This window comes from Pseudomonas sp. Teo4 (assembly GCF_034387475.1).
Classification (GTDB): Bacteria; Pseudomonadota; Gammaproteobacteria; order Pseudomonadales; family Pseudomonadaceae; genus Aquipseudomonas.
The window spans coordinates 1,257,461-1,282,886 of sequence record NZ_JAXCIL010000001.1 but is presented as its reverse complement, the minus strand read 5'-3'; the positions used below and the strand labels follow the sequence as shown (position 1 = coordinate 1,282,886).

Annotated in this window: 23 protein-coding genes; 13 read left to right on the top strand and 10 right to left on the bottom strand. The window is 62.8% G+C overall.

Annotation, left to right across the window (positions count from 1 at the left end; genetic code table 11):
- Positions 1-16: 16 nt before the first annotated feature.
- Positions 17-766 (bottom strand): FadR/GntR family transcriptional regulator, encoded by a 750-nt coding sequence (locus PspTeo4_RS06075; RefSeq protein ID WP_322362843.1) that lies wholly within the window; start codon positions 764-766, stop codon positions 17-19.
- Positions 767-1,006: 240 nt separating this feature from the next.
- On the opposite strand from PspTeo4_RS06075, the gene PspTeo4_RS06070 reads away from it, so the two are divergent.
- Positions 1,007-1,336, top strand: coding sequence for a hypothetical protein (locus PspTeo4_RS06070; protein ID WP_322362842.1), 330 nt, complete (start codon positions 1,007-1,009; stop codon positions 1,334-1,336).
- 182 nt (positions 1,337-1,518) lie between these two features.
- On the opposite strand, the gene PspTeo4_RS06065 is transcribed toward PspTeo4_RS06070, so the two are convergent.
- From PspTeo4_RS06065 to PspTeo4_RS06055, 3 genes are all read right to left on the bottom strand, one after another.
- A complete protein-coding gene (locus PspTeo4_RS06065) occupies positions 1,519-1,989 on the bottom strand; it encodes an OsmC family protein (RefSeq protein WP_322362841.1) in 471 nt (156 codons plus the stop codon).
- Positions 1,990-2,020: 31 nt separating this feature from the next.
- Positions 2,021-3,235 carry a YeeE/YedE family protein gene (locus PspTeo4_RS06060; RefSeq protein ID WP_322362840.1) on the bottom strand — a complete coding sequence of 405 codons (1,215 nt, stop codon included), beginning with the start codon at positions 3,233-3,235 and terminating at the stop codon, positions 2,021-2,023.
- A gap of 94 nt (positions 3,236-3,329) precedes the next feature.
- On the bottom strand, positions 3,330-3,908 hold the full coding sequence (locus tag PspTeo4_RS06055; protein ID WP_322362839.1) for a hypothetical protein: 579 nt from the start codon (positions 3,906-3,908) through the stop codon (positions 3,330-3,332).
- 223 nt (positions 3,909-4,131) lie between these two features.
- Between PspTeo4_RS06055 and PspTeo4_RS06050 the strand changes: the two genes are divergently transcribed.
- Both PspTeo4_RS06050 and PspTeo4_RS06045 read left to right on the top strand, forming a co-directional pair.
- Positions 4,132-6,252: a TonB-dependent siderophore receptor gene (locus tag PspTeo4_RS06050; RefSeq protein ID WP_322362838.1), complete on the top strand. Its 2,121-nt coding sequence runs from the start codon at positions 4,132-4,134 to the stop codon at positions 6,250-6,252.
- A gap of 263 nt (positions 6,253-6,515) precedes the next feature.
- Positions 6,516-6,815, top strand: coding sequence for a hypothetical protein (locus PspTeo4_RS06045; RefSeq protein WP_322362837.1), 300 nt, complete (start codon positions 6,516-6,518; stop codon positions 6,813-6,815).
- Positions 6,816-6,871: 56 nt separating this feature from the next.
- On the opposite strand, the gene PspTeo4_RS06040 is transcribed toward PspTeo4_RS06045, so the two are convergent.
- Both PspTeo4_RS06040 and PspTeo4_RS06035 read right to left on the bottom strand, forming a co-directional pair.
- Positions 6,872-7,645, bottom strand: a complete 774-nt coding sequence (locus PspTeo4_RS06040) for a DUF6508 domain-containing protein (RefSeq protein ID WP_322362836.1) — start codon at positions 7,643-7,645, stop codon at positions 6,872-6,874.
- A gap of 109 nt (positions 7,646-7,754) precedes the next feature.
- Complete coding sequence (locus PspTeo4_RS06035) at positions 7,755-8,567, bottom strand: class I SAM-dependent methyltransferase (RefSeq protein WP_322362835.1); 813 nt, start codon at positions 8,565-8,567, stop codon at positions 7,755-7,757.
- 264 nt (positions 8,568-8,831) lie between these two features.
- Between PspTeo4_RS06035 and PspTeo4_RS06030 the strand changes: the two genes are divergently transcribed.
- Complete coding sequence (locus PspTeo4_RS06030; protein WP_322362834.1) at positions 8,832-10,667, top strand: diguanylate cyclase domain-containing protein; 1,836 nt, start codon at positions 8,832-8,834, stop codon at positions 10,665-10,667.
- 3 nt (positions 10,668-10,670) lie between these two features.
- On the opposite strand, the gene PspTeo4_RS06025 is transcribed toward PspTeo4_RS06030, so the two are convergent.
- Positions 10,671-12,860, bottom strand: a complete 2,190-nt coding sequence (locus tag PspTeo4_RS06025) for an OsmC domain/YcaO domain-containing protein (protein WP_322362833.1) — start codon at positions 12,858-12,860, stop codon at positions 10,671-10,673.
- Between the two features lie 389 nt (positions 12,861-13,249).
- On the opposite strand from PspTeo4_RS06025, the gene PspTeo4_RS06020 reads away from it, so the two are divergent.
- From PspTeo4_RS06020 to PspTeo4_RS06000, 5 genes are read left to right on the top strand one after another with little or no spacing between them, the layout of a single operon-like run.
- Complete coding sequence (locus PspTeo4_RS06020; protein ID WP_322362832.1) at positions 13,250-13,705, top strand: (2Fe-2S)-binding protein; 456 nt, start codon at positions 13,250-13,252, stop codon at positions 13,703-13,705.
- Complete coding sequence (locus PspTeo4_RS06015; RefSeq protein ID WP_322362831.1) at positions 13,705-15,954, top strand: xanthine dehydrogenase family protein molybdopterin-binding subunit; 2,250 nt, start codon at positions 13,705-13,707, stop codon at positions 15,952-15,954. The genes PspTeo4_RS06020 and PspTeo4_RS06015 overlap by 1 nt, the downstream gene beginning before the upstream one ends.
- 17 nt (positions 15,955-15,971) lie before the next feature.
- The gene (locus tag PspTeo4_RS06010) at positions 15,972-17,318 is read left to right on the top strand and encodes a cytochrome c (protein WP_322362830.1); all 1,347 of its coding nucleotides are present in this window, start codon (positions 15,972-15,974) and stop codon (positions 17,316-17,318) included.
- A gap of 13 nt (positions 17,319-17,331) precedes the next feature.
- On the top strand, positions 17,332-18,345 hold the full coding sequence (locus PspTeo4_RS06005; protein ID WP_322362829.1) for an XdhC family protein: 1,014 nt from the start codon (positions 17,332-17,334) through the stop codon (positions 18,343-18,345).
- On the top strand, positions 18,342-18,932 hold the full coding sequence (locus PspTeo4_RS06000; protein ID WP_322362828.1) for a nucleotidyltransferase family protein: 591 nt from the start codon (positions 18,342-18,344) through the stop codon (positions 18,930-18,932). The genes PspTeo4_RS06005 and PspTeo4_RS06000 overlap by 4 nt, the downstream gene beginning before the upstream one ends.
- Positions 18,933-19,085: 153 nt before the next feature.
- Here the strand turns inward: PspTeo4_RS06000 and PspTeo4_RS05995 are convergent, their stop codons facing one another.
- Positions 19,086-19,904, bottom strand: coding sequence for a substrate-binding periplasmic protein (locus PspTeo4_RS05995; protein WP_322362827.1), 819 nt, complete (start codon positions 19,902-19,904; stop codon positions 19,086-19,088).
- A 290-nt stretch (positions 19,905-20,194) separates the two neighbouring features.
- Here PspTeo4_RS05995 and PspTeo4_RS05990 point away from each other — a divergent pair, with 290 nt between their 5' ends.
- The 3 genes from PspTeo4_RS05990 to PspTeo4_RS05980 all read left to right on the top strand — a co-directional run bounded on the left by PspTeo4_RS05990 (position 20,195) and on the right by PspTeo4_RS05980 (position 22,556).
- Positions 20,195-20,377: a hypothetical protein gene (locus tag PspTeo4_RS05990; RefSeq protein ID WP_322362826.1), complete on the top strand. Its 183-nt coding sequence runs from the start codon at positions 20,195-20,197 to the stop codon at positions 20,375-20,377.
- A gap of 129 nt (positions 20,378-20,506) precedes the next feature.
- Positions 20,507-21,181 carry an isochorismatase family cysteine hydrolase gene (locus tag PspTeo4_RS05985; protein ID WP_322362825.1) on the top strand — a complete coding sequence of 225 codons (675 nt, stop codon included), beginning with the start codon at positions 20,507-20,509 and terminating at the stop codon, positions 21,179-21,181.
- A gap of 13 nt (positions 21,182-21,194) precedes the next feature.
- A complete protein-coding gene (locus tag PspTeo4_RS05980; RefSeq protein WP_322362824.1) occupies positions 21,195-22,556 on the top strand; it encodes a purine-cytosine permease family protein in 1,362 nt (453 codons plus the stop codon).
- A gap of 54 nt (positions 22,557-22,610) precedes the next feature.
- Here PspTeo4_RS05980 and PspTeo4_RS05975 read toward each other — a convergent pair whose 3' ends face one another.
- Entirely contained in the window at positions 22,611-23,315 is a 705-nt protein-coding gene (locus PspTeo4_RS05975; RefSeq protein WP_322362823.1) for an SDR family oxidoreductase, read from the bottom strand.
- Between the two features lie 110 nt (positions 23,316-23,425).
- A complete protein-coding gene (locus tag PspTeo4_RS05970; RefSeq protein ID WP_322362822.1) occupies positions 23,426-24,316 on the bottom strand; it encodes a LysR substrate-binding domain-containing protein in 891 nt (296 codons plus the stop codon).
- A gap of 166 nt (positions 24,317-24,482) precedes the next feature.
- On the opposite strand from PspTeo4_RS05970, the gene PspTeo4_RS05965 reads away from it, so the two are divergent.
- Positions 24,483-25,385 (top strand): DMT family transporter, encoded by a 903-nt coding sequence (locus PspTeo4_RS05965; protein WP_322362821.1) that lies wholly within the window; start codon positions 24,483-24,485, stop codon positions 25,383-25,385.
- The last annotated feature ends 41 nt before the right edge of the window (positions 25,386-25,426 follow it).

Here is a 25,426-nt window from a genome sequence, read left to right as displayed (position 1 = left end):
CATGCACCTTCAAACCTCAGGCCCCTTGCGCCTCAGCTTCCTCATGCGCCTGACGCAAGCGCTCACGGCTGTTGCTCAGATGCATGCGCATGGCCATCTTCGCCCCTTCGCTGTCGCGCCGGGCAATCGCCTCGTAAATCGCTTCATGCTCATGGCTCAGCCGGCTCATGTAATGCGCCTGGTCGTCATGGGCCAGGCGCGCCGAATTCAGCCGGGTGCGCGGGATGATGCTGGTGCCCAGGTGGTTGATGATGTCGGCGAAGTAATGGTTGCCACTGGCCTGGGCAATGCGCAGGTGGAACTGGAAGTCCGCCGACACCGCGTCCGAAGCATGGGCAACGCCTTCATTGAGTTCATCCAGCGCGGCACGCATGCCGGCCAGTTCCTCGTCGCTGCGCCGCTGGGCCGCGAGGCCCGCCGACTCGATCTCCAGGGCAATGCGCAATTCCAGCACCGCCAGCACTTCACGCAGGGTGACCACGGTCGCCGGGTCGATGCGGAAACCGCCGGTAGCTGGCGCATCCAGCACGAAGGTGCCGATGCCATGGCGGGTCTCGACCTGCCCAGCCGCCTGCAGCCGCGAGATCGCTTCACGCACGACCGTGCGGCTCACGCCCTCTTCGGCCATGATCTGCGATTCGGTCGGCAGCTTGTCACCACGCTTGAGCTGGCCGCTGCGGATACGCTCGGTCAGCACCGTGACCAGTTCCTGGGCCAGACTGCGCGGCTTGCGCCGGGTTCTTGCCTGTACCTGTTGCTCTGTCATGCCCTGTATTTCACCTTGAAAGACAGCCGTCATGATAGCGCAAGCAGTTGTACGATCACATACACTCGGCGCGGTATTTCTAATGGTGTCGCCTACAGTGCATGACTTCCCGGGCCCGTGCATGCCAACCACGCTGGCGATTCGAAGTCGCATCGCCACCACCTGACAGCAAATTGCTGGCCCCCAGGCCTGTTGATGGAAGGCAAACTCCCTTCTCCTTCAGACGCTTAGGACAGCAACATGCGGGTACTTCTAGCAACGATGGCCGGCTGCCTGATGGCCACGATCGCCTTTGGCGCCCAGGCCAGGACGCTGAGCCAGAATGATCGCCACGTCTGTGGCTGGGGTTCGCAGATCGCCGCCGAGGCCCAGCAGGCCAAGCTCTCCGGGGTGACCCTGTACGCCACCCGCAAGAAACTGCAGGTACGCAAATTCCCCAAGCCCTGGATGCGCATGACCGCCTTTGGCATTACCGAGCAAACCTACAACAGCCGCTCGCGACTCAAGCCGGCGGACATCAAGCAGACGTATTATGAGCAGTGCGTGCAGCACGCGGTCGCGAAGCGATAATTACTTAACTATCAATAATTTACAGAGCTTTTGTGACGCCAAACCTAGATAAAGAAAACGATCAGCCTGAAAATACATAAATCCTTATTTTTCAATTACATATAAAGATTAAGTAATCCAGTATCGAGGAAAGACCACCCCAATGATGCAAGGGTGGTCCTGACTTGAACCGCTCTTGATGGTCAGCGCGGACAGACCGGCTCGCAGCGCACGTCTGTCTTCACTGAGTTGGCAATGAAGCACTCCTCATGGGCCAGGTGGTGCAAGCGCTCCAACTGCTCCACCGTCGGCTGACGTTGGCCCGCGAACTCGACCCTAGGGCGCAGGGTCACCACGGTCATAGCCATGCGCCCTGCGTCATCGCGGCCCATCACACCGACAGCATCGTCCACGTACTGCTCGACGCAGAATCGCTGCTTCGCTGCAAGCGACAGGAACCACAGCATGTGGCAACTCGAAAGCGCTGCGACGAAGGCCTCTTCAGGGTCGACTGCCGATGCGTCCGAAAACGGCAACGGCACCACATGGGGAGAAGAAGAACCCGGCACCTCGACGCCACCGTCGAAACGCCACAGGTGTCTGCGGCTGTAATGGTTGCCGAGAAAATCCTGGCCCTCACGTGCCCAGGACACTTGTGCGGTGTAATGCGCCACGCGAACCTCCTTGTTCAGATCATCAATGGGCTTAACACCCGGTGAGCGCCACAGGACGGCGCTCACCGGCAAAGAATAACGGACGCAGGCGCACACCGATCAGATTGCCGGCATACGCTGCCACCAACCACAACCAACCGTGCACGCTGCCCGAGGCGATGCCGCTGAAGTAGGCGCCGATGTTACAGCCGTAGGCCAGGCGAGAGCCGTACCCCAGCAGCAGGCCGCCAATGATAGCTGCGATCAGCGACGGCAGCGGGATCTTCAGGCTTGGCGCAAAGCGGCCCGCCAGCCCTGCCGCCAGCAAGGCCCCCAGGACGATACCCAGGTCCATGACGGTGGTGATGTCTTGCCACAGTGGTGCCGCCAGGGCCTTGGCGTTGGCCGGCATCTGCCAGAATGCCCAACTGCCGACGTCCACCCCCAGTCCGCTCAGGGTCTTGGCACCCCAAAGGGCGAAGGCCGAGGTAATACCCCAAGGGCGGCCTGCCAAGGCCAGGGTGGCGTAGTTCAGCAAGGCCAGGGCGATGGCACCCCACAACAGCGGCCACGGGCCACGCAGGAAGCGGCGCAGGCCTTGATGCTCGCTAGCGACCGGCGCTTCCAGGGCACCGTACCGACGCTTCTCCAGAACCACCGTAGCCCAGGCGATCAAGCCGAACACCGCCAGGCTCACCAACAGCGCCGGCCCGACACCCCAGGCCTGAACAATCGAGGTGGCCGGGAACGATGGCAGCGCGAACCACCAATCGGCGTGGTGGGTCGCCGAGACCGAGCCGATGATGAAGAACAGCAGCGTCACCAGCATCCGCGCGTTGCCACCGCCGACGGTGAACAGTGTGCCGGAGGCGCAACCGCCGCCCAGTTGCATGCCGATGCCGAAAATGAAGGCGCCGAACACCACGGACACCCCTGCTGGTGCCACCAGCCCGGTTACCGGGGTTCCGAACAGGTTGCCAGCCGACAGGGCCGGGAAGAACAGCAGCACAGCCAGGGTCAGCATGACCATCTGGGCGCGCAGCCCGGCGCCACGGCGCTCGTTGATGAACACCCGCCAGGCCGAGGTGAAGCCAAAGGCCGCGTGATACAGCGTCAGGCCCAGGGCCGCGCCGACGATCAACAGCAACACTTGCTTGAATCCGGCATTGAGGTTGAGAAACCAGGCGCCGGCCAGCAGCAGGACCAAGGCGATCAAGGGCGCGCCCAGGCGGCGCGGTTCAGGTGTGGCGGTTGTGGAAAGACCCATTGCATTACTCGGAATTCAGTGAAACGGGCGCCGAGTATAACGCCATGGGTCAATGATTACTGTTCTTGCTACGGAGCCGCTACACGGCCCATCGCTAGCGCGAGGTCTCTACCCGCAGCACTTCGGTATAGATGGCATCGACCGTCTGGCCGACCTTGAGGTTCTTCATCCTGGCCTGAAGGTCGGGGTTCTCGACCTTGACCACCTGCAACTTGCCCTCCGGTGGCAGCAGGCTCACTTCATGGGTCTTGAGGTCGATCTTCTTGATCTGCGAAGTCACCCTGACCTGCCGGAACGCTTCGCCTCCCGGGTTGGGATTGTCCGCCGTGGCGCGGATGGTACCGGACTCATCGCTCATCTTCGGCGCACCGCCAACGTTGGTATTGAGGACGTAGGCCACTGCCCGGGTGACATAAATGTCGACGGTGTCGCCGACTTTCAGGTTAGGCAAAGACTTGGCCTTTTCCGACAGCTGAAAGGTTACATCTTTATCGTTCGCACCTTTTACCGTCACTTGGCGCTTTTCCAGGTCGATGGCTTGGACCTGGGTCTTGACGTGGCTTTCCAGCGCCTCGCTGCCAATCGGCACATCTGCCGCCTGAGTGGTGAAGCTAACCGTCGTCAACAACGAGGCAAGAGCAACAGCGCGAGCGAGGGAGCTAATGGGTTTCATAGGCCAGCTTCCTTGTGATCTGAAGCGAATGGGTAAGAAATCTTAACGCGCCGACAAGCATAGCCAATGCGCACCAACCTGCCGCAAACGTTGGCCTTTGGGGGATTTTTTGGATCCGAAATCCCATTACAAAATTATTAGCAAATGATTAACCTTTACACTTGCTTTACATTTGTTAACCATTACCATTCGCGACCTCAAAACAACAACCGAGTCGCTTGTCATGGCAAAACTGTCTGCCACTCCTGCCTCTTTGTCAGTGCTAGGCCTGCTGGTCGCCCCTGCCGTTCATGCCCAAACCCAGGACGCCCTCGCGCTTCCCGCAACATCCGTTACCAGCGCCTACGAGCAGCAAAGCTACAAGGCCAGCGAAAGCAAGAGCGCGCTGAAGATCGACGCACCGCTGCGCGACATCCCGCAGACCGTGAACGTGGTTCCCGAAAGCGTGATAAAGGACCAGGGCGCACAGTCCATGGAGGACGTGCTGAAGAACGTGCCTGGCGTTGGCCTGTCCAACGGCGACGGTCAGCGCGACCAGGTCACCATCCGCGGCTTCAGCGCCATCGGCGACATGTACATCGACGGCGTGCGCGATGACGCGCTGTACTTCCGCGACCTGTCCAACATCGAACGGGTCGAGGTCATCAAAGGCCCTGCCGCGGTGCTCTACGGCCGTGGATCATCGGGCGGCCTGATCAACAGCATCAGCAAAAAGCCTGGCTTTGCGCCCAAGCGCGAGGTCGGCGTCACCTTCGACAGCGAAGGCAAGCGCCGCACCCAGTTCGACACTGGCTTCGCCGACCCGCAAAGCAACCAGGCTTACCGCGTCACCGGCGCCTTCGAAGACAGCGACACCTTCCGCGACGACGGCTACATCGACCGCAAGGCCATCGCCCCTTCGGCCTATTTCAGGCTGTCCGACGACCTGGAACTGAACCTGGGCGCCACCTACCTGTACGACAAGCGCCTGATCGACTTCGGCATCCCTGCCCTGGGCAACCGTCCGGTGGACGTCGACCGCGACAAGCGCTTCGGCTCTGGCGATGCCGACCAGGACTACGCCCGCAGCGAGGTGTTCTCGTTCACCGCCAGCCTCGACTACCGCATCAACGACGACTTCACCCTGACCAACACCAGCCGCTACTACCGCTACGACCTGGACCGCAACAACACCCTGGCCGACAGCAGCCCGACCCGCTTCGTGACGGCGCCCAATGGCGAGTTGCTGGTCAAGCTCAACCGCGGCAACGTGGCGCGTGACGAGTACGGCGTGTTCAACCAGACCGAACTCAAGCAGCAAGCACAGCTGCTCGGCATGCAGCACAACTTGCTGTACGGCGTTGAAGTGGGCATGCAGGACAAGCATCAGCGGGTCTTCAGCCAGAACAACGTGGCCCAGGTACCGGTGTACCGCGACGGCCTGGTACCGGTGCCGGAACATGCCGCCAACCTGTCATCCAAGGGCACCAACTACCAGCAGACCACCGGCCTCTACGTGCAGGACCTGGTCGAGCTGAGCGAGCACTGGAAAGCCCTGGTTGGTGTGCGTTACGACATCTTCGGCCAGGAATACGACGACGATCGCAGCCAGAACGTCGACCTCGACCGCACCGACAAGACCTGGAGCCCCCGCGCCGGCCTGGTGTACCAGCCTGACGCGATCCAGTCCTACTACGTGTCGGTAAGTCGCAGCTACCAGCCCTCGGGCGAAGTGTTCGCGGTGAGCCCAAGCAACCAGCACCTGGAACCGGAAGAGACCACCAACTACGAGCTGGGCGCCAAGTGGGACCTGCTGGACAACCGCCTCTCGGTTACAGCGGCGATCTTCCGTCTCGAACGCACCAACATGAAGACGGCCGACCCGGCCAACCCCAACCTCACCGTACTGGCTGGCGAACAGCGCACCGATGGCTTCGAGGCCACCGTCAGCGGCCAGTTGACGGACAAGTGGCAGGTATATGCGGGCTATGCCTACCTGGACGCCGAGATCACCAAGTCCAACAGCAAGACCAACGGCGTAGCCAACGAAGGCCAGACGCCAACACTCACCCCACGCAACAGCGCCAACGTCTGGCTGGTACGCACCCTGACCCCGCAATGGCGCGTGGCCGCGGGCGCCAACTACGTGGATGAGCGCTACACCGCACTCGACAACAAGGTGGTGATGCCTGGCTACACCACCTTCGATGCGGCGCTGTTGTACAGCGTGCCGCAATGGGACATGGCCCTGCGCCTGAAAAACGTGTTCGACCGCGACTACTATGCCTCTGCGCACGGTTCGGTCGACCTGATCACCCCAGGTGCCCCGCGCACTCTGGAAGCCAGCCTGAACTACCGTTTCTGATCCTTTAGCCACCTGTGGGAGCGGGTTTACCCGCGAACACCGGCTTAGCCGGTGCCATGCACTGTGTCGCATGCTTCGCGGGTAAACCCGCTCCCACAGGGAACCTGCAAGCTTCGGGAAGGCGCCCCCAGCATCACTCGACTACATTTCCTATACCCCCAGGAAAGAGGGTTCGCGGGATAGTTCACCACCTGGCCGTAATGAAATATCCTGACGCGCATTTACCAACCGGACAGCAACCGTCACCGAGCTTGGGGAATGACATGCGTGCACACCCTCTACGACACTGCACCTGCCTGTTTGCGAGTGCTCTGATCGCCATCAGCCTGGCCTTGACCGCCGGGTGTTCGAGCAAATCCAAACAGACGCGCTACACCGCCGCCGCAACAGGCTCGAAATGCTATGCCAAGGCGCTGCCAAGCCAAGGCGAAGGCGGCCTTGCCTGGGGCAATACCCTGAGCATCGCCCGGCAAAAGTCGCTCAACAACTGCATACGCTACGCTGGCAGGTCGGGTGGGACGCCTGCTACCTGCCAGGTGGTCGCGGCCGAGTGCAAGCGTTAGGCGCTCTTCATGAAGCGCCTGAGCATTGGACGTACAACCCCTGGTAAGCCGGCGTACTATTCGCCGAGCTTTTCCAGCATACGGTCCAGCATGCTCTCCAGGTCTGCCAGCCCAACCTCGCCTCCTTCTCCCCAGTGTGCTACCTGCTGCCCACACTCGATGTCCACCCACAGGCCTTCGGCCAACGGTTGCCCTGGGTACTTGCGCAGTTGAAGGCGAACCCGCGTCGGGCTCAACCACGAGGCCTGTTCGGCAGACCAACGCGCGTCCTCGAAACGAAACACGCAGCTCCCCGCCAAGGTATCGACTACCCGTGGCGAGTGCACCCATTGCGAAGGCCCGGCCTCCCAAACCACCACCTCGACGCGGTAGCGCCCGTCCGCCGAGCGAGAGATCAAGTCGATTTCACTGATGGGCTGATCGGGGTACATCTGCTCACGCACAACTTTCAGCCTGTGCAACAGGTTCATCACATAGCCTTTCTCGATCATGCTGGCCCAATGCCCGTCGCAGAAGCGCTCCCCCCTCAAACAGTATGTGAACATGGCGCGCAGGCCCGCCAGATCTGCCTGTGCGGTAAGCGATGGTGTTTCCAGCATGTGCCCAGCGCCCTTCGCCAGGTAGTCGACCTCCATCCAGCAAGGCATCCTCAGCAGGTCGTAGAAGTCCGAAACCACGGCGTGGTAAGTGGGGTAATGGGCGTTTTCAAGCACTACGTAGGTGCTGATCGCTACGCCATCGGGATACAACCTCGGCAGGTAAGCCAGCACGGCATCGATATCGACCGCTTGCGCGACGGGTACGGCTGGTAAATCGGGGTGGGCGTCCATGCCCTTCCCGCGCCTGAAGAAACCCTTCAATCCTTGCAACCACTTCATTTTCCGTCCCTGAGCCTGAGCAGAACCTGGGGCTATCCTAACCCGTACCAAACCTGCGTGCTCATCGCCTTACAATCACGACCTCCAGGTACTCACTGGGCACCACCAATGACGAGGCGCCGCCAATGTTGCTTTCATTCAGCAACTGCGTCAGGTCTTCCTCCAGCGCCCGTGCCCCGTCTTGCTCCAGCGAAGCAAAGGCTTTGTGTACTGGGCCGTACCACGTACGGAACACATCGATGAAATGCGAGGCCGAGCGATAACGGAAGTTGAAGTGTTCATGGCTGATGTCCATCGAGCCGATTTCACCGCTGAACATCTCCCGTAATTGTGCTTCATCCCCCCAGCGCGATGGTGGCAGTGCTCCGGCGGGTGGCGGCACATGCCGCCCGAGGGTCTTGAACATCTGCCCGATGAAGCCTTGCGGCGTCCAGTTGGCCAGGCCGATCCGTCCGCCAGAGCGGCATACCCTGGCCAGCTCGCGGGCTGCTTGTGCCTGGTTTGGTGTGAACATCACGCCAAAGGTCGAGATCACGGCATCGAAAGCGCCATCACGAAACGGCAAGTCCTCGGCATCCGCCACCTGGAACTCGACACTCAGGTGCTCTGCGCGGGCGCGCTCTTCGCCGCGTTTTAGCAGCGCGGGTACATAATCGGTGGAGGTCACCTTGCAGCCTCGCCTCGCAGCGGCCAGGGTGGCATTGCCGTTGCCGGCCGCGACATCCAGCACCTGCTCGTCCCAGCGCAGGTCGCAGGCCTCGGCCAGGCGCTCGCCGACAATCTGCAAGGTGGTGCCGATCACCGCATAATCGCCGCTGGCCCAGGCGGCCTGCTGGCGGGTCTTCAACGCATTGAAATCCAGAGATGTGCTCATGGTCTGCGCCTACTGTGTGGCGCTCGACCGAACGACTTGGGGCGGTCGACGCGCCTTGGGTCAGGAAGGATTCAGGCCGACTGAGGGCCACTCATCAGCTAAACGCCACAATCGCGGCGCGGCAAGCAGCACAGGGCCGAACGGCAAGACCCGTTAATTACAAGGATATAACCGTTTAGATCCGATCCAACGGACGGCTTGCGCTTCCACAGCGTCCCGCTAAGGTTGGCATCAGGACATCGCAGCCCGGAAGCGAGACCCACCATGCAAATCGCCCCACCACCCCTGAACGAAGCCGCTCGGCTGTGCTTTCTGGACAGCCTGAACATCCTCGACACACCGGCCGAGGAAAACTTCGACCGCATCACCCGCCTGGTCGGCAGCCTGCTTGACGTGCCCATGGCCCTGGTTTCACTGGTGGACATGAACCGCCAGTGGTTCAAGTCGCGCCATGGCCTGGACGCCCAGCAGACCTCCCGCGACGTGGCGTTCTGCGCCCATGCCCTACACGCCGACGACACCTTGGTGATCGCCGACGCCAAAGCCGACCCCCGCTTCGCCGATAACCCTTTAGTGGTGGGTGCCCCGTTCATCCGTTTCTACGCCGGCGTGCCCTTGCGCTTTGCCGGCGGCCTGACCATCGGCACCCTTTGCGCCCTGGACACCCGGCCACGCCAACTCAGCGAGGCAGACCTGGCACACCTGCGCGACCTGGCCCGGATCGTCGAGCGCGAGCTGCTGCATCGCAGCCTGGCTATCGACGCCCGCATTGTCGAAGAGGCCGAACGCAGTGCCCTGACTTCCTCGGCCGAACGCTTTCGCACGGTGTTTCAAGAAGGCCCTTCGAGCAAGGCCATTCTCAGCCTGGATGGCCGTATCTACGAACCCAACCGGGAATTTTGCCAGCTGATGGGCCAACCGCCCGAGGCGTTGGTGCTGGTCACCTTGCTGCAGCAGGTTCATCCCGAGGATCGCGACCTTTACACCGCCCTCGCCCAGCCACTGCTCAGCGGCGAGCAGGACAGCGCCATGCAGACCCTGCGCCTGCAAAGTCACGCACGCGGCGTGGTGTGGGTGGAACTGAGCATGTCGGCCCTGCACGACGAACACGGCTCGCCCACGCAGCTGGTAGCCTCGGTGCGCGACATCACCGAAGTACGCCGCAGCCAGTTGCGCCTGCAGCAATACCAGGCCTCGCTGGAGCAGCAGGTGGCCCAGCGCACCGAAGACCTGCAACGCAGCCAGACCACGCTGCAGGCCATTGCCGACAACCTGCCGGTATTGATCGCACACATCGACACGGCGCTCAGGTACCGTTTCAACAACGCCTTGTACAAGGAGATCTTTGACCTGGACCCGGTCCACCTGAAAGGTCGCAAGGTCGACGAAGTGCTGCCCACGCATGTGTACGAACACTTGCTGCCGTTCTTCCAAAAGGCGCTGGCCGGCGAGCGCGTGGAGGCTGACGATGTGCGCTACAACCCCGCCGATCCACGTGTCTGGCACACCAGCTACGTGCCTGACGTACGCCAGGGCAAGGTCGAAGGCTTTTTCGTGATGTCGCTGGACGTGACCGAGCGCAAGAAACGCGAGAAGTCGTTGCTCGACCAGGCGACCCTCGACCCGCTGACCGGGTTGCCCAACCGTGCGGTGCTACATCACGAGCTGGCCTACGCGCTGCGCCAACAGATCGCCTTCGCGCTGTACTTCATCGACCTGGACGGCTTCAAGAAGGTCAACGACGAATGCGGCCACGAAACCGGCGACCTGCTGCTGCAGGCGGCCTCCAGCCGAATGCTGGCGGTGATGCGGGCCAACGATGTGGTGGCCCGCCTGGCCGGAGACGAGTTCATCGTCATTGCCCTTTCAGTGGCCAACCAGGCCGCGGCCCGGGATATCGGACGCAAGCTGTGCGATACCCTGGCCAACCCGTTCCGCTTCGGCGACACGCAGGTGACCATCGGCGCCAGTATCGGCATTTACGTGCGCGGTGCCGGGGGCGCCAGTCACACCCCCGAAGAGGTGCTGGCGCGGGCGGACAAGGCCATGTACGAAGCCAAACGGCTCGGGCGCAACCGGTGCAACGTCGCGCCCGACTGACCCTTACTTGGCGGCGTTGGCCCGTGCGGCGTGCAGCTTCTTGTAGCTTTCGATCAGGCGCAGGTGACGGTCGAGGCCTTCGAGCTTGAGGCTGGTCGGGGTCAGGCCATGGAAGCGCACGCTGCCGTCCACCGAGCCCAGCACCGCGTCCATGCGCGGGTTGCCGAACATGCGGCGGAAGTTGACTTCGTAATCGGCCATTTCCAGCTCGTCATCCAGCACCACTTCCAGCACCACGTTCAGGGCCTGGTAGAACAGGCCGCGCTCGACGGTGTTGTCGTTGAACTGCAAGAAGGCTTCGACCAGCTCCTTGGCGTCTTCGAAACGCTGCAAGGCCAGGCAGATCAGCAGCTTGAGCTCGAGGATGGTCAACTGGCCCCACACCGTGTTTTCGTCGAACTCGACGCCGATCAGGGTGGTGATGGTGGTGTAATCGTCCACCTCGCAGTTATCCAGGCGCTTGAGCAACGCACGCAGCGCGCGGTTTTCGAGGCTGTGCAGGTTGAGGATATCGGCACGGAACGCCAGGGCACGGTTGGTGTTGTCCCAGATCAGGTCCTCGACCGGGTAGATCTCCGAGTAGCCCGGCACCAGAATGCGGCAGGCATTGGCGCCGAGGTCGTCGTACACCGCCATGTACACTTCCTTGCCCATGTCTTCGAGAATGCCGAACAGGGTTTCGGCCTCCTGAACGTTCGAGTCCTCGCCCTGGCCGGAGAAGTCCCACTCGACGAATTCGAAATCGGCCTTGGCACTGAAGAAGCGCCACGACACCACACCGCTGGAATCGATGAAGTGCTCGACGAAGTTGTTCGGTTCGGTCAATGCGTGGCTTTCGAAGGTCGGCTGCGGCAGGTCGTTCAGGCCTTCGAAGCTGCGGCCCTGCAGCAGTTCGGTGAGGCTGCGCTCCAGCGCCACCTCGAAGCTTGGGTGGGCGCCGAACGAGGCGAACACGCCACCGGTGCGCGGGTTCATCAAGGTCACGCACATCACCGGGAACTCACCGCCCAGCGAGGCATCCTTGACCAGCACCGGGAAGCCCTGCTCTTCAAGGCCCTGGATACCGGCCAGGATGCCGGGGTACTTGGCCAGCACCTCTTGCGGCACATCCGGCAGGGCCAGCTCGCCTTCGAGGATCTCGCGTTTCACCGCGCGCTCGAAGATTTCCGACAGGCACTGCACCTGGGCTTCGGCCAGGGTGTTGCCTGCGCTCATGCCGTTGCTGAGGAACAGGTTTTCGATCAGGTTGGACGGGAAGTAGACCACCTCATCGTCCGACTGACGCACGAATGGCAGCGAGCAGATGCCGCGCTCGGTGTTACCCGAGTTGGTGTCGTACAGGTGCGAGCCACGCAGCTCGCCATCGCCGTTGTAGATGTCCAGGCAGTACGCGTCGAGGATTTCCACCGGCAGCGCATCCTTGGGCCCAGGCTTGAACCAGCGCTCGTTGGGGTAGTGCACGAACGGCGCGTTGGCGATTTCCTCGCCCCAGAACTGGTCGTTGTAGAAGAAGTTGCAGTTCAGCCGCTCGATGAACTCGCCCAGCGCCGAGGCCAGTGCGGCCTCTTTGGTTGCGCCCTTGCCGTTGGTGAAGCACATCGGCGACTGCGCATCGCGTACATGCAGCGACCACACGTTAGGCACGATGTTGCGCCACGAGGCGATCTCGATCTTCATGCCCAACCCAGCCAGGATCGACGACATGTTGGCGATGGTCTGCTCAAGCGGCAGGTCCTTGCCGGCGATGTAGGTGGTGGAATCGGCCACCGGCATCAGCAGGCCCTGGGCGTCGGCATCGAGGTTGTCGACTTCCTCGATGATGAACTCGGGGCCGGTCTGCACCACCTTCTTCACCGTGCAGCGGTCGATGGAGCGCAGGATGCCCTGGCGGTCCTTCTCGGAAATGTCTTCGGGCAGCTCGACCTGGATCTTGAAGATCTGGTTGTAGCGGTTTTCCGGGTCGACGATGTTGTTCTGCGAAAGACGGATGTTCTCGGTGGGGATGTTCCGCGTCTGGCAGTACAGCTTCACGAAATAGGCCGCACACAAGGCCGACGACGCCAGGAAGTAGTCGAACGGACCCGGCGCCGAGCCATCGCCCTTGTAACGGATCGGCTGGTCGGCGATGACCGTGAAGTCGTCGAACTTGGCTTCTAGGCGAAGGTTGTCGAGAAAATTGACCTTGATTTCCATGCGGGAATTACCGTGATTTAAGCGTGCAAAACGAAATTGGCCGGCATTATCCGGGTTTTCGGCCTGGAAGTCCTGTTTGTCTGTACGGGCCTTATCGCCGGCAAGCCGGCTCCCACATGAACCGCGCCGACCTTGAGATCACTGCAGTACCTGTGGGAGCCGGCTTGCCGGCGATGAGGCCAGTACAGACAACACAAGACAGAGGCTCCCACATAGACGTGTAAGAGCCGGCTTGCGCATTCCACCGGATTGCTTGCCTGATCCTCTGAACCTGCGCCCTGCACCAGACCAACGGTCATCCCCCTGTGCTAGCGTTTCTGGATTGGGGAACAACGTATTCCCCACTCAAAAAGAACATGCGACAGCAACCGATGATCAGCAGGTGAACCATGGAACTACGGATCAACCAGAAGACCTACCAGGTCGAGGCCGACGCCGACACGCCCCTGCTGTGGGTGATTCGTGACGACCTGGGCCTGACCGGTACCAAATACGGCTGTGGCCTGGCCCAGTGCGGCGCCTGCTCGGTGCTGGTGGACGGCAACGTGGTGCGTGCCTGCGTCACGCCCGTGGCGGGCGTGGTCGGCCGCGAAGTGACCACCATCGAGGCCATCGAAGCCGACGAGGTGGGCAAGCGCGTGGTCGCGGCCTGGGTCGAGCACCAGGTGGCCCAGTGCGGCTACTGCCAGTCCGGCCAGGTGATGGCCGCCACCGCGCTGCTCAAGCACACCCCCAAACCCAGTGACGCGCAGATCGACGCGGCGATGGTCAACCTGTGCCGCTGCGGCACCTACAACGCCATTCACGCGGCGGTGCATGAACTGGCCGAAGGGGGTAAAGCCTGATGAACATTCGCATCGACACCCCTGACGACCTGCTGAAGCTGCCGTTGGGCGAAACGGTCAACCTGTCGCGTCGGCGCTTTCTGGCCGGCACAGCGGTCGGCGCACTGGTCCTGGGCTTCGGCCTGCCGCTGGGCTCGGCCCGTGTCCAGGCCGCAGCGGCCGCCACCGCAGAGCGCGGCACCCAGGTGCCGGCATTTCTGGAAATTCGCCCGGACAGCACCGTGCGCCTGCTGTGCCCGTTCATGGAAGGCGGCCAGGGCGTCTACACGGCCATGGCGCAGATCGTCGGCGAAGAGCTGGATGCCGACCCTGCCACCTTCGTGCTCGACAGCGCGCCGCCCGGCGAAACCTACGTGGTGATGGAAAACGGCATGCGCATTACCGGTGGCAGCATGTCGGTGCGCATGAGCTACCCGACCATGCGCCGTCTCGGCGCCCTGGCCCGGGCCATGCTGCTGCAGGCCGCTGCCGAACAACTCGGTGTACCAGTCGGCGAGCTGAGCACCGAGCCTGGCAAAGTGCTGCATGCCGCCTCTGGCCGCTCGCTGGCCTATGGTGAACTGGCCGCACGTGCCATGGACCTGCCCGTGCCGGACCCGGCCAGCGTGAAGCTGCGCGACCCCAGCCAGTTCCGCTGGATCGGCAAACCCGTGCGCCGGGTCGATGCCTACGACAAATCCACCGGCAAGGCGCAGTACACCATCGACATCAAGGTCGACGGCATGCTGCATGCCGCCGTGCAGCATGCACCGCGCCTGGGCATGACCGTTGGCAGCCTGCGCAACGAAGACCAGGTCAAGGCCATGAAGGGGGTGCATTCGGTGCATCGCCTGCCAGGCGCCGTGGCGGTGGTGGCCGAACGCTGGTGGCACGCCAAGCGTGCGGTCGAGGCCATACAGGTCGATTGGCAAGAGCCTGCGGCCGACTCGAAACTGCGGGCCATGCCGGCCGACTTTTCCAGCGACGCCTTCCGTGAACGCCTGGCCGCCGAAACCGGGCCGGCCCGTGACGATGAAGTCGCAGGCGATGTGGCCAAGGCGCTGGCCGATGCCAAGACCACGGTCGAGGCCACCTACCACAACCAGTACCTCAACCATGCCCAGCTGGAGCCGCCGTCGGCCATCGCCCGCTTCAACCCCGACGGCTCGCTGGACGTCTGGCTGCCCAACCAGGCACCCGACATGTTCCGCGACGACATCGCCAAGCGCACCGGCCTGGACCCGGCGCGCATCACCCTGCACTCGCCGCTGCTGGGCGGTTTCTTCGGGCGGCACTTTCTGTACGAGTCGGCCAACCCTTACCCGCAGGCCATTGAACTGGCCAAAGCGGTCGGCCGACCGGTCAAACTCATCTGGACCCGCGAGGAAGAGTTCCTGCGTGACGTGCATCGGCCCATGGCGGTGGTCAAGTTCCGCGCTGCGCTGGATGCCGACGGCCTACCGGTCGCCATCGAGGCGGTCAGTGCCACCGAAGGGCCAACCGAGGCCCTGGCCGGCAAACAGGGCGAGAAAATCGACCCCACCGCGCTGGAGGGGCTTTCCGGCAAGTCGTATGCCATTGCCAACAAGCGCATTGCGCAAATCTACGTCAAAGGCCCGGTGATGCTGGGCTACTGGCGCTCGGTGGGCAATTCGCTGAACGACTTCTTCTACGAGGCCTTCCTCGACGAACTGGCCGACAAGGGCGGCAAGGATCCGTTCGAACTGCGCCAGCACCTGCTTAAAGACAACCCGCGGCTGACCAACCTGTTAAAAGCCGTCGAGGAACTGTCCGGCGGCTGGAAACGCGGCCCGTTCACCGCCGAGGATGGCAGCAAGCGCGCCCGAGGCATCGCCATGGCGTCGCCGTTCGGCTCCGAGGCGGCGGTGATTGCCGAGGTGTCCATCGAAAATGGCCAGGTCAAGGTGCACGACATCTGGCAGGCCATCGACCCCGGCAGCATCGTCAACCCGGCGATCATCGAAGCGCAGGTCAACGGTGCCGTGGCTCTGGGGCTGTCTCAGGCGCTGATTGAGGAAGCGGTGTACGTCGACGGCAAACCGAGGGCGCGCAATTACGACCTGTACCCGATCCTGCCGCCCTCGCGCATGGCCAGGGTGCATGTGCGCATTGTCGAAAGCGGCGCGAAGATGGGCGGCATTGGCGAACCGCCGCTGCCGGCAGTCGCTCCGGCGGTGGCCAACGCGGTAGCGCGGCTCACGGGCCAGCGCATTCGCAGCATGCCCCTTAGCCGCTACACCTTCAGCTGAGCGAGCCAGGATTGCCCATGACCCGAAGCCGATTCGCAAGAACCGCTGGCTGGCTCGCGCTGCCTTGCCTGCTGGCAGCCGGCCTGCTGGCCTGGTATGTCAGCCGCGAGCCCGCCTCACCGTTTCAGAACCAGCCCATCACCCAACACGAGGCGGCGCTGGTCAGCCGTGGCGAGTACGTGGCCAGGCTCAGTGACTGCGTGGCCTGCCACAGCCTGCCTGGGCAGGCGCCATTCGCCGGCGGGCTGGAAATGGCCACCCCGCTGGGCGTCATCCATGCCACCAACATCACCCCCGACCGCACCACCGGTATCGGCGCCTACAGCCTTGCCGACTTCGACCGGGCCGTGCGCCACGGCGTCGCACCGGGTGGGCGCAGGCTCTACCCTGCCATGCCCTACCCCTCGTACGCCAAGCTCAGCGACGATGATATGCGCGCGCTGTATGCCTTTTTCATGAAAGGCGTGCAGCCGGTCAACCAACCCAACCGAGCTGGCGAGATTCCCTGGCCGCTGAACATGCGTTGGCCGATTGCTTTTTGGAATGGGCTGTTCGCCCCCAACACGCCCTACGCGGAAAAAACCGCGCAAGACGCCCAGTGGAACCGCGGCGCCTACATCGTCCAGGGCCCGGGCCATTGCGGCAGTTGCCACACACCACGGGGCCTTGCGTTCAACGAAAAAGCGCTGGACGAGGCCGGCGACGCGTTCCTGTCCGGCGCCCTGCTCGATGGCTGGTATGCACCGAGCCTGCGCGCAGACCACAACACCGGCCTGGGGCGCTGGAGCGAGGCCGATATCGTGCGGTTCCTCAAGACCGGCCGCAACCAGCACGCCGTGGTGTTCGGCTCGATGACCGAGGCCTTCAACAACTCCACCCAGTTCATGAATGACCAGGACCTGGCGGCCATCGCCCACTACCTTGCATCGCTGCCCGGCGACCCGCAGCGCGATGGCACGCCTTGGCAGTATCAGGCGGTGTCCGCCAGCACCCAGCTCGACGCGCCCGGTGCGCACACCTACGTCACCCGCTGTGCCTCCTGCCATGGCCTGGACGGCAAAGGCCAGGCCGAATGGATGCCACCGCTGGCCGGTGCCACATCGGCACTGGCCAAGGAGCAGGCATCGGCCATCAACATCACCCTCAACGGCTCGCAGCGGGTGGTCACGGCCGGGCTGCCGGATGCCTATCGCATGCCAGCGTTCCGCGAGCAGTTGTCCGACCAGGAGATTGCCGAGGTGTTGAGTTATGTCCGCGGCAGCTGGGGCAACCAGGGTGACGCGGTGAATGCCCAGGCGGTCGCCAAGCTGCGCGGGCACACCGACCCGGCCAGCAGCAGCCCGATCATTCTGCAGATGCGCTGAACAGGATTGACTGATGGAAAGTATCGACCTGCTGGTCCTGCGCACCGCCCGGGACTGGCTCGCAGCCGGTGAACCGGTATTGCTGGCCACCGTGGCCCGTACCTGGGGATCGTCGCCCAGGCCCGTGGGCTCGATGATGGCCCTGCGCAACGATGGCCGCGTGATCGGCAGCGTCTCCGGGGGCTGTATCGAGGACGATCTCATTCACCGCTACACCACCGCTTACGGCGGCAGCGGCATTGCACAGCGAGGCCCTGACGTGGTCCGGTATGGCGTCAGCGCCGATGAAGCGCACCGTTTCGGCCTGCCGTGCGGCGGCACCCTGGAGCTGATCCTGGAGTTCAGCCCGTCATGGCACAGCCTGGATGAGCTTCTGGCCCAGCTCGATGCCGGTAGCCTGGTGCAACGGACACTGGACTTGCGCACTGGCGAGGCCCAACTGACCGTCACCAGCACCCCGACCCCGTTCAGCTTCGATGGCCAACGCATGGTCAACACCTTGGGCCCGGGATATCGCCTGCTGCTGATCGGCGCCGGCGTACTGGCCGAGTACCTGGCGACCATGGCCTTGTTCAACGGTTTCAAGGTGTCGGTCTGCGACCCACGCCCCGAGTACATGGACGGCTGGAACGTTGCCGGGGTGGAGAAGCTGGTCGGCATGCCCGATGACGTGGTACGGGTCTATGCCGCCGATATGCGCACCGCCATCGTCGGCCTCAGCCACGACCCCAAGCTCGATGACCTGGCCTTGCTCGAAGCCCTGCATGGCCCGGCGTTCTATATCGGCGTGATCGGCTCGCGGCGTAACAACCAGCTGCGCCGCGAGCGCCTGGTCGAGCACTTCGGCGAGACCGAAGCTTCGCTGCAGCGCCTGCACGGCCCCATCGGTATCTACATCGGCAGCAAGACCCCGGCTGAAATCGCCGTCAGCGTCATGGCCGAGCTGCTCGCGACCAAGAATGGCGTGGCGTTACCTGGCGCATTCAACGTAAGCCAAGCCAAGTTCGCCCAGGAGGTAGGTGCGTGACAGCAGGCCAGCCGACCTGCGCGGCGCTGGTACTGGCGGCCGGGCGGGCTACACGCTTTGGCAGCGACAAACGCATCGCTGCCCTGCCCTCGGGCCAGACATTGCTGGCCACGACGCTAGGGCGGGTGCAAGAGCACTTCGACGAGGTGGTTGTGGTGCTGCGCCCAGGGGATGAGCCACAGCGACTTGGCTTGGATGCAGGCGTGAAGGTGGTCTATGCCGAGCACGCCGATAGCGGCCTGTCCGCCAGCCTGGCTGCGGGCATTGCAGCGCTGCATGGGTCACAGGCTCAGGCGGTGGCGATCCTGCTCGGGGACATGCCTTGGGTGACGTCAGAGACACTGCAGCGCTTGTGCGCGCAAGCCGGCGAAAGACACATTGTATTGCCGTTTCACCAGGGCCAACGCGGTCATCCGGTGCTGTTTGGCCGTGCGTTCTGGCCAGCGCTTGCGCAGGTGCAGGGCGACCAGGGTGGCAGGCAGGTGATTCTGCACAATCCACACGCCTGGCGCAGGGTCGATGTGGAGGATGCGGGCGTGTTGCGCGATGTCGATACACCGGCCGATCTCATCAGCCAGGGCCATTAGGGCCGCTGTGCGGCCCATCGCAGGCTTCGCCAGCTCCCACGGTGTGAACTACCCCCAAGGAGTTGGATAGGGATAATTCAATTAGCTACCCGTGGGAGCTGGCGAAGCCTGCGATGGGCTGCACAGCAGCCCCTGTAGCGGTAGTCTCCAGCATCAGCGCTGAATCGCGCTCTTCTGCTGGTTCTTCCAACGCTCCAGATTCTGCTCGAGCAATTGCCCCGGCAGCGGCCCTTCAACGATCTCTTTCATCTTCTGCGCCAGCTGTTGGCGCAGCAGGGGCTGATTGCACGGCGAATGATGTGACAGCGCCAAGTACAGGCCTTCACTGGCCACCGGCGGCTCCAGCACCTTGAGCTTCTGATCCATGCCCAGCGTGCGCGCCAGCGCCATGCCGGGGTACTGCTCGTACACCACATAGTCGTTACGTTTGAGCAGCAGTTTCTCGAAGGCCTGCTTGGCGCTGGGCACCGCTTCGAGGTTCAGGTGGGCCTTGGCATAGTCGTCGAACTGCTGGCCATGGCTGTTGCTGACCAACGTGCCGCCCTTGCGCCCTTGCAGGTCAGCCCACCCCTGGTAGGCAAAAGCACCGTCCTGGCGCACCCAGACCACGCTGGGCGTGTGCAGGAACGCCGGCTTCACGAAGTCCATCACCTGTTGTCGCGCCTGGGTCAGGAAGTATCCGGCCATCAGGTCGATGTGGCCGGTGCGCACCTCTTCCTGCGCCCGGGACCACGGGCCGGTATAAAACACCTGCACCTCCAGGCCCAGGCTCTTGCCCACATGCTGGAGCAGGTCGGCATTGGCCCCGATCAGTCGCTGCGGGTTTTCCGGGTCACGCCACAGGTAAGGGGGGTACTCTGGGTTACCTGTGGCGGTGAGATGCTGGCAATCCTGCGTCGCAAACGCCGCCTTGGGCAGCACCGCCATGACGCAGACCAGCAGAAGCGACCGGCAAGGACCACGCTCGTCCATGTACAACCCTCGGCACAGTTGGCATTCAGCGGCCGGACATGGACGCCGAAGCTGCCACATCCCTTGGGCAACGACGGCATCGAAAGCCGTTCGCATCAGACAGTCTGGACCATCAGCAGCCTTCTGCTGCTTCAGGAAGAAACAATTTTCAGCCTATCGATACGCTACGTAACACCGTATTACGGTATTCCATCAACCAAAACCTCTCAAGCCCGCAGCTTCTGGGCTTCATCAGGTTATTGGCCTGAAAATTGCTGTTGTATATGGGTAATTCCTCCGAGCGCTGTGCAATGGCCCATTCATACCCACACTCAGGCAACCGCCATGTCCAAGGTGACGTGCGACTGCTTGTGCGCTGTGGCGCCATGCATGGGTATCTGCGCCGATCCTCCGGCCCAGGCCGCATCACCCTGCAACGTCTGCCGGCCTGCGTAGCGGCCAAGCAGAACGGTTTCTGGCAAATCGTCAGCTAGTTCCTTGCGCGAGCGCTTCGCTCGTTTCCTCGCAGCGCCTGCTTCGCAGTGCGTTGCGCTTCGCTATCCGTTGAACGTTCGGCAGGCCGCCATCGGCCTGGCCGCCGTTCTCCATCTGGAACGAAACTGATGAACCATGACACCGCATTGCTCGTGATCGACCTGCAACAGGAAGATGGATTCCCCCTGGAACGCTTCGATCAAGTGATCGAACACGCTGGCGCACTGATCGAAACCGCGCGCAGCCTTGGTATTCCGCTGTTCTACACCCGCCATGTCAACGACGCCCTTGGCCGCGACCTGGCGCCCGGCGAACCGGTCGACGCACAAGGCAGGCCGACCACCTACCGTGCCGGCACCCGCGCCATCGAAATCATCGACGCACTGGCCGCACAGCCTGGCGACGTGGTGATCGACAAACAGCGCTACAGCGCATTCCATGGCACCCGCCTGGCACAGATGCTGAGCAGCCGGGGCATCAAGCATCTGGTGGTGATCGGCGTGCTGACCGATGTCTGCGTCATGACCTCTGTCTTCGATGCCTATCAGCATGACCTGCGCCTGACCCTGGTGGCCGACGCCTGCACCGCCACCACCCAGGCCGCGCACTACTCGGCGCTGCACATTCTCTCCAACTGGGTCTACGGGCTGGAGATCTTCAACACCCAACAGCTGCTGCAACGCTGGCGCGACCAGCCGGCCACATCGCTGCGCACCGATGAGCCGGACCATCTGGCGTTTCAGCCCGAGGCCTTCGTCGAGGCCATCGCGCGTTTGGAAAACCATCTGGTAGCCCAAGGCTGAGGGAGAGAAGACCATGAAAGTAGAAAACCGCAGCATCGATTTCATTCCTGAAACCGAACGCCATGGCGAACCTCGCTCGCTGTTCTTCGTCTGGTTCGGTGCCAATGCCAACATCACCACGGTCGCGGCCGGGGTGCTACCGGTGAGCCTTGGGCTCAACCTGTTCTGGAGCACCTTGTCCATTCTGCTAGGTTCGATGATCGGCGCCATCTTCATGGCCTCGCATTCGGCCCAGGGGCCGAGGCTGGGCATTCCGCAGATGATCCAGAGCCGGGCACAGTTCGGCGTGTACGGCGCCATCGTGCCGCTGCTGTTCGTCATGCTGATCTATATCGGCTTCTTCGTCAGCAACACACTGTTGGCCGCGCAGGCAATCGCCCTGGCCAGCCCGTTCAGCAACGAGGGCAATATCGTGCTGCTGGGTGCGGCCTGTTTCCTGGTGGCGCTGTTTGGCTACTCACTGATCCATCGCCTGCAGAAAGTGCTGTCGTTGCTGTCCATCGCGGTGTTCGGCGGCGCCACCCTGCTCGCCCTGGCACTGCCCGTCGAGCCTGGACAGTGGTCGGCGCAGGGCTTCAGCCTGCCAGCGTTCCTGGCCTCGGTGAGCATCTCGGTGACCTGGCAGTTGTCTTACGCGCCCTATGTGGCGGACTACTCCCGCTACCTGCCAACCCGCACCTCGACTCGCCAGGTGTTCTGGTACAGCTACATAGGTACGGTGATCGGCGGCAGCTGGATGATGATTCTTGGCGCGGTGCTGGCCAAGGGCATGACCGGCTTCGCCGACAATGTCGGCCTGAACCTGGTCGGATTGCTGGGCGGCGGTACGCTGCTGGCGTTCGCCTTCGTGCTCTACGGCCAGATCGCCATCAACGTGTTCAACCTCTATGGCGCCTTCATGTCGACGGTGACGGTGATCGAGCCGTTTGCCGCACTCAAGGTCACCCCGCGCATTCGCGCAGGCTTCATGCTGGTGATCTGCGCGTTGGCGACCGGGCTGTGCACGCTCGCTCAGGATGACTTCATCCAGTTCTTCCTGAACTTCATCTTCTTCATGAGCTACTTCCTGATCCCCTGGACGGCCATCAACCTGGTGGACTACTACGCCCTGCGCAAAGGCGTGTACCAGATCGCCGATATCTTCGAGCCGTCGGGTATCTACGGGCGGGTGAACGGCATCGCCATCGGCGTGTTCCTGGCGACCATCGTGCTTGAGGTGCCGTTCATGAACACCTCGCTGTACGCTGGCCCCCTGGCCACGCAACTGCAGGGCGTGGACCTGGCCTGGGCGGTCGGGTTGCTGTTCCCGGCGCTGGCTTACTATGTGTTGATGAACCGGCGTAAGACACAGCAGGCCAGCGCCGCTGAGGCCTGACCCTGCATGCAACCCCGAACGGCCGGCGAGCTGTTCAGGGTTGCATTACTCACGTCAGATGTGACGGGTAATGCCGCCATCGACCTTGATGTTCTGCCCGGTGATGTAGGCAGCGCCCTCGCCGGCCAGGAACGCGATGGTCGCGGCAATTTCCTCGCTGGTGCCGTAGCGCTTGAGCGGCACGCTGTCGCGGCGTTGCTCGGTAGCGGGCAGACTGTCGATCCAGCCTGGCAGCACGTTGTTCATGCGGATGTTGTCGCCAGCGTAGGTGTCGGCAAAAATCTTGGTGAATGCGGCAAGGCCGGCGCGAAACACTGCCGAAGTGGGGAACATGTCGCTGGGTTCGAAGGCCCAGGCGGTGGAGATATTGATGATCACCCCGCCCTGCTGGCGCTGCATGATCGGCGTCACCAGGCGGGTCGGGCGAATGGCATTGAGCAGGTAGGTGTCCATGCCCAGGTGCCAGTCGGTATCGGAGATTTCCAGAATCGGCGCACGTGGCCCGTGGCCTGCGCTGTTGACCAGCACATCGACCCGGCCCCATTTTTCCACCACGGCATCCACCAGCCGCTGCAAGTCCTCGTTCGACTGGTTGCTACCGGTCACGCCAATACCGCCCAGCTCGTTGGCCAAGGCCTCGCCCTTGCCCGAAGACGACAGGATGCCGACCTTGAAGCCGTCCGCCGCCAGGCGCCGGGCCGCAGCCGCCCCCATGCCACTGCCACCTGCGGTGATGATCGCTACTTTTTCTACTGACATGCTGCCTCCATTGGATGGGAACCGTGCGGGTTCAGTGTCATCACACTAGCAGCGCAATCGCCAGCGAGGGAGGCAGTCAAAGTTGGTTTCTACAGTAGAAAAACTATTGTCTAGCCACTGGCCTGTTGCAGCAGCCACTCCATGACTACCGCCAGCCCCTGAGGCGTACCGACCTTGCGTGGCCAGACCAGGTAGAACGCCTTGTCGAGCCGCAACTGCTGGGCAAACACCTGCGCCAGGCGCCCGGTCGCGATATCGTCCTGAACGAACATCTGGTTGGCCAAGGCGATGCCCTGCCCATTGATTGCAGCCTCGATGGCCAATGACGTCTGGTTGAAGCGCATGTTCTTCGCCGTGCCCTGGGGGTGTTGAGGAAACAGCGCGGCGGTGAATTCGGGCCAGAAATTGTGCGCATCGTGCAACAGCACGAACTCCTGCAACGCCTCGAAACTGTCGGGCCTGCCTTTGCTGGCCAGCAGGTGCGGGCTGGCAACGGCGACGATGCGCTGCTCCATCAAGAGCTCGGCATTCAGGCCTGGCCCGAACGGCGGCTGGCCGTAGCGCACCGCCACATCGACGCCATCGGTGCTGAAGTGCGAGAGCTTGTCCGTGGCCAGCAGACGCAGGTCGATCTCCGGATTGGCTTCGGCAAAGGCGCCCAGCCTTGGAATCAGCCATTTAGAGGCGAAGGTGGGGGTGACGCTGACCGTCAGGTGCAGCGGCTGCGGCCTGAGCAGCCGCGTCGCTTCATCGATCATCGCCAGGGCGCTGCGCACGCTGCCACTGTAGGAACGCCCGGCATCGGTCAAGCCCAGCCCGCGTGGCAAGCGCTCGAACAAGCGCAGTTCCAGGCTGGCTTCCAGCCCACGAATCTGCTGGGCCACTGCAGCCTGGGTAACGCCCAGCTCCTCGGCGGCAAGGCGAAAGTTCAGGTGACGGGCAACCACCTCGAACACCCGCAGGGCGTTCAGTGATGGCAGGTTCGGGAAACCTTCGGGCATAGATAAAGAATTTCTACTGGCTGGTTGAAGTTGTGCTGTCTCTCTCACCCTGGCCGCAGCTGGTTACGCTGGGCAGGTCGAACAACGACTTCACGAGGCTAGCCACAAACGGCGGCCAAATAAACCTATGTCAGTAGAAAAACCATCGACTGGAAGCACTTTTCCCATGAACAGAACCGCAATCTGCGCCTTCGCCTTCCTCGGCGTCATCTGGGGCAGCAATTTCATCTTCGTCAAATGGGCGGCCGACTTCATCTCACCACTGCAAATCACCCTGTTGCGCGTGCTGTTCGGTTTCCTGCCCGTGCTGATCTACGCCATTGCCACGAAGGCGCTGCGTTGGTCCCACTGGCGGCACGGTCACCACTTTCTGGTGATGTCGCTTCTGGCCACTGCCGTCTACTACTTCGCCTTTGCCAAAGGCACTGCGTTGCTCGACAGCAGCATTGCCGGCATGCTCGGTGGCGCCATCCCCCTGTTCACCTTTGTTTGCGCCTGGCTGTTCCTGCGCTCTGAACGGCTGAACCTGTGGAATACCGCAGGCATCGCGCTGGGCTTCATCGGCATCCTGCTGGTGGCCAGACCTTGGTCAGCCCAGGGCAGCGTCAACCCAGTGGGCATTGGCTACATGATCTTTGGCTCGCTGAGCGTGGGCTGCTCGTTCGTCTACGCCAAACGCTTCATCATTCCCCTTGGCCTGCCCGCCGTTGCTCTCACCACCTACCAGATCGGGCTGGCACTGGCCCTGCTGTTCAGCGTAACGCCGCTGCAGGGCATCACGGCCGTGTTTGATGACCACCGCGCCGGGTTTGGGCTGGTGTTCGGGCTGGGTTTGTTGGGTACCGGGGCGGCCTACCTTGCCTACTACTTCATCGTCGACGCGTTTGGTGCACTGGCAGCGTCCGCCGTGACGTACATTCCGCCGGTGGTTGCCCTGCTGATCGGGGCCGCGCTGGGCGAGCCGGTAACGCCAGACTCGTGGATGGCGGTGTGCCTGATTCTTGCCGGCGTAGCCCTGGTGCAGTTCCATGCACGTTTGCGCATTGCGCAGCCGACGATCAGAACCTGACAGCCTAGCGCATGCCCCGCTCCGACCTGCGGCCGCAACTC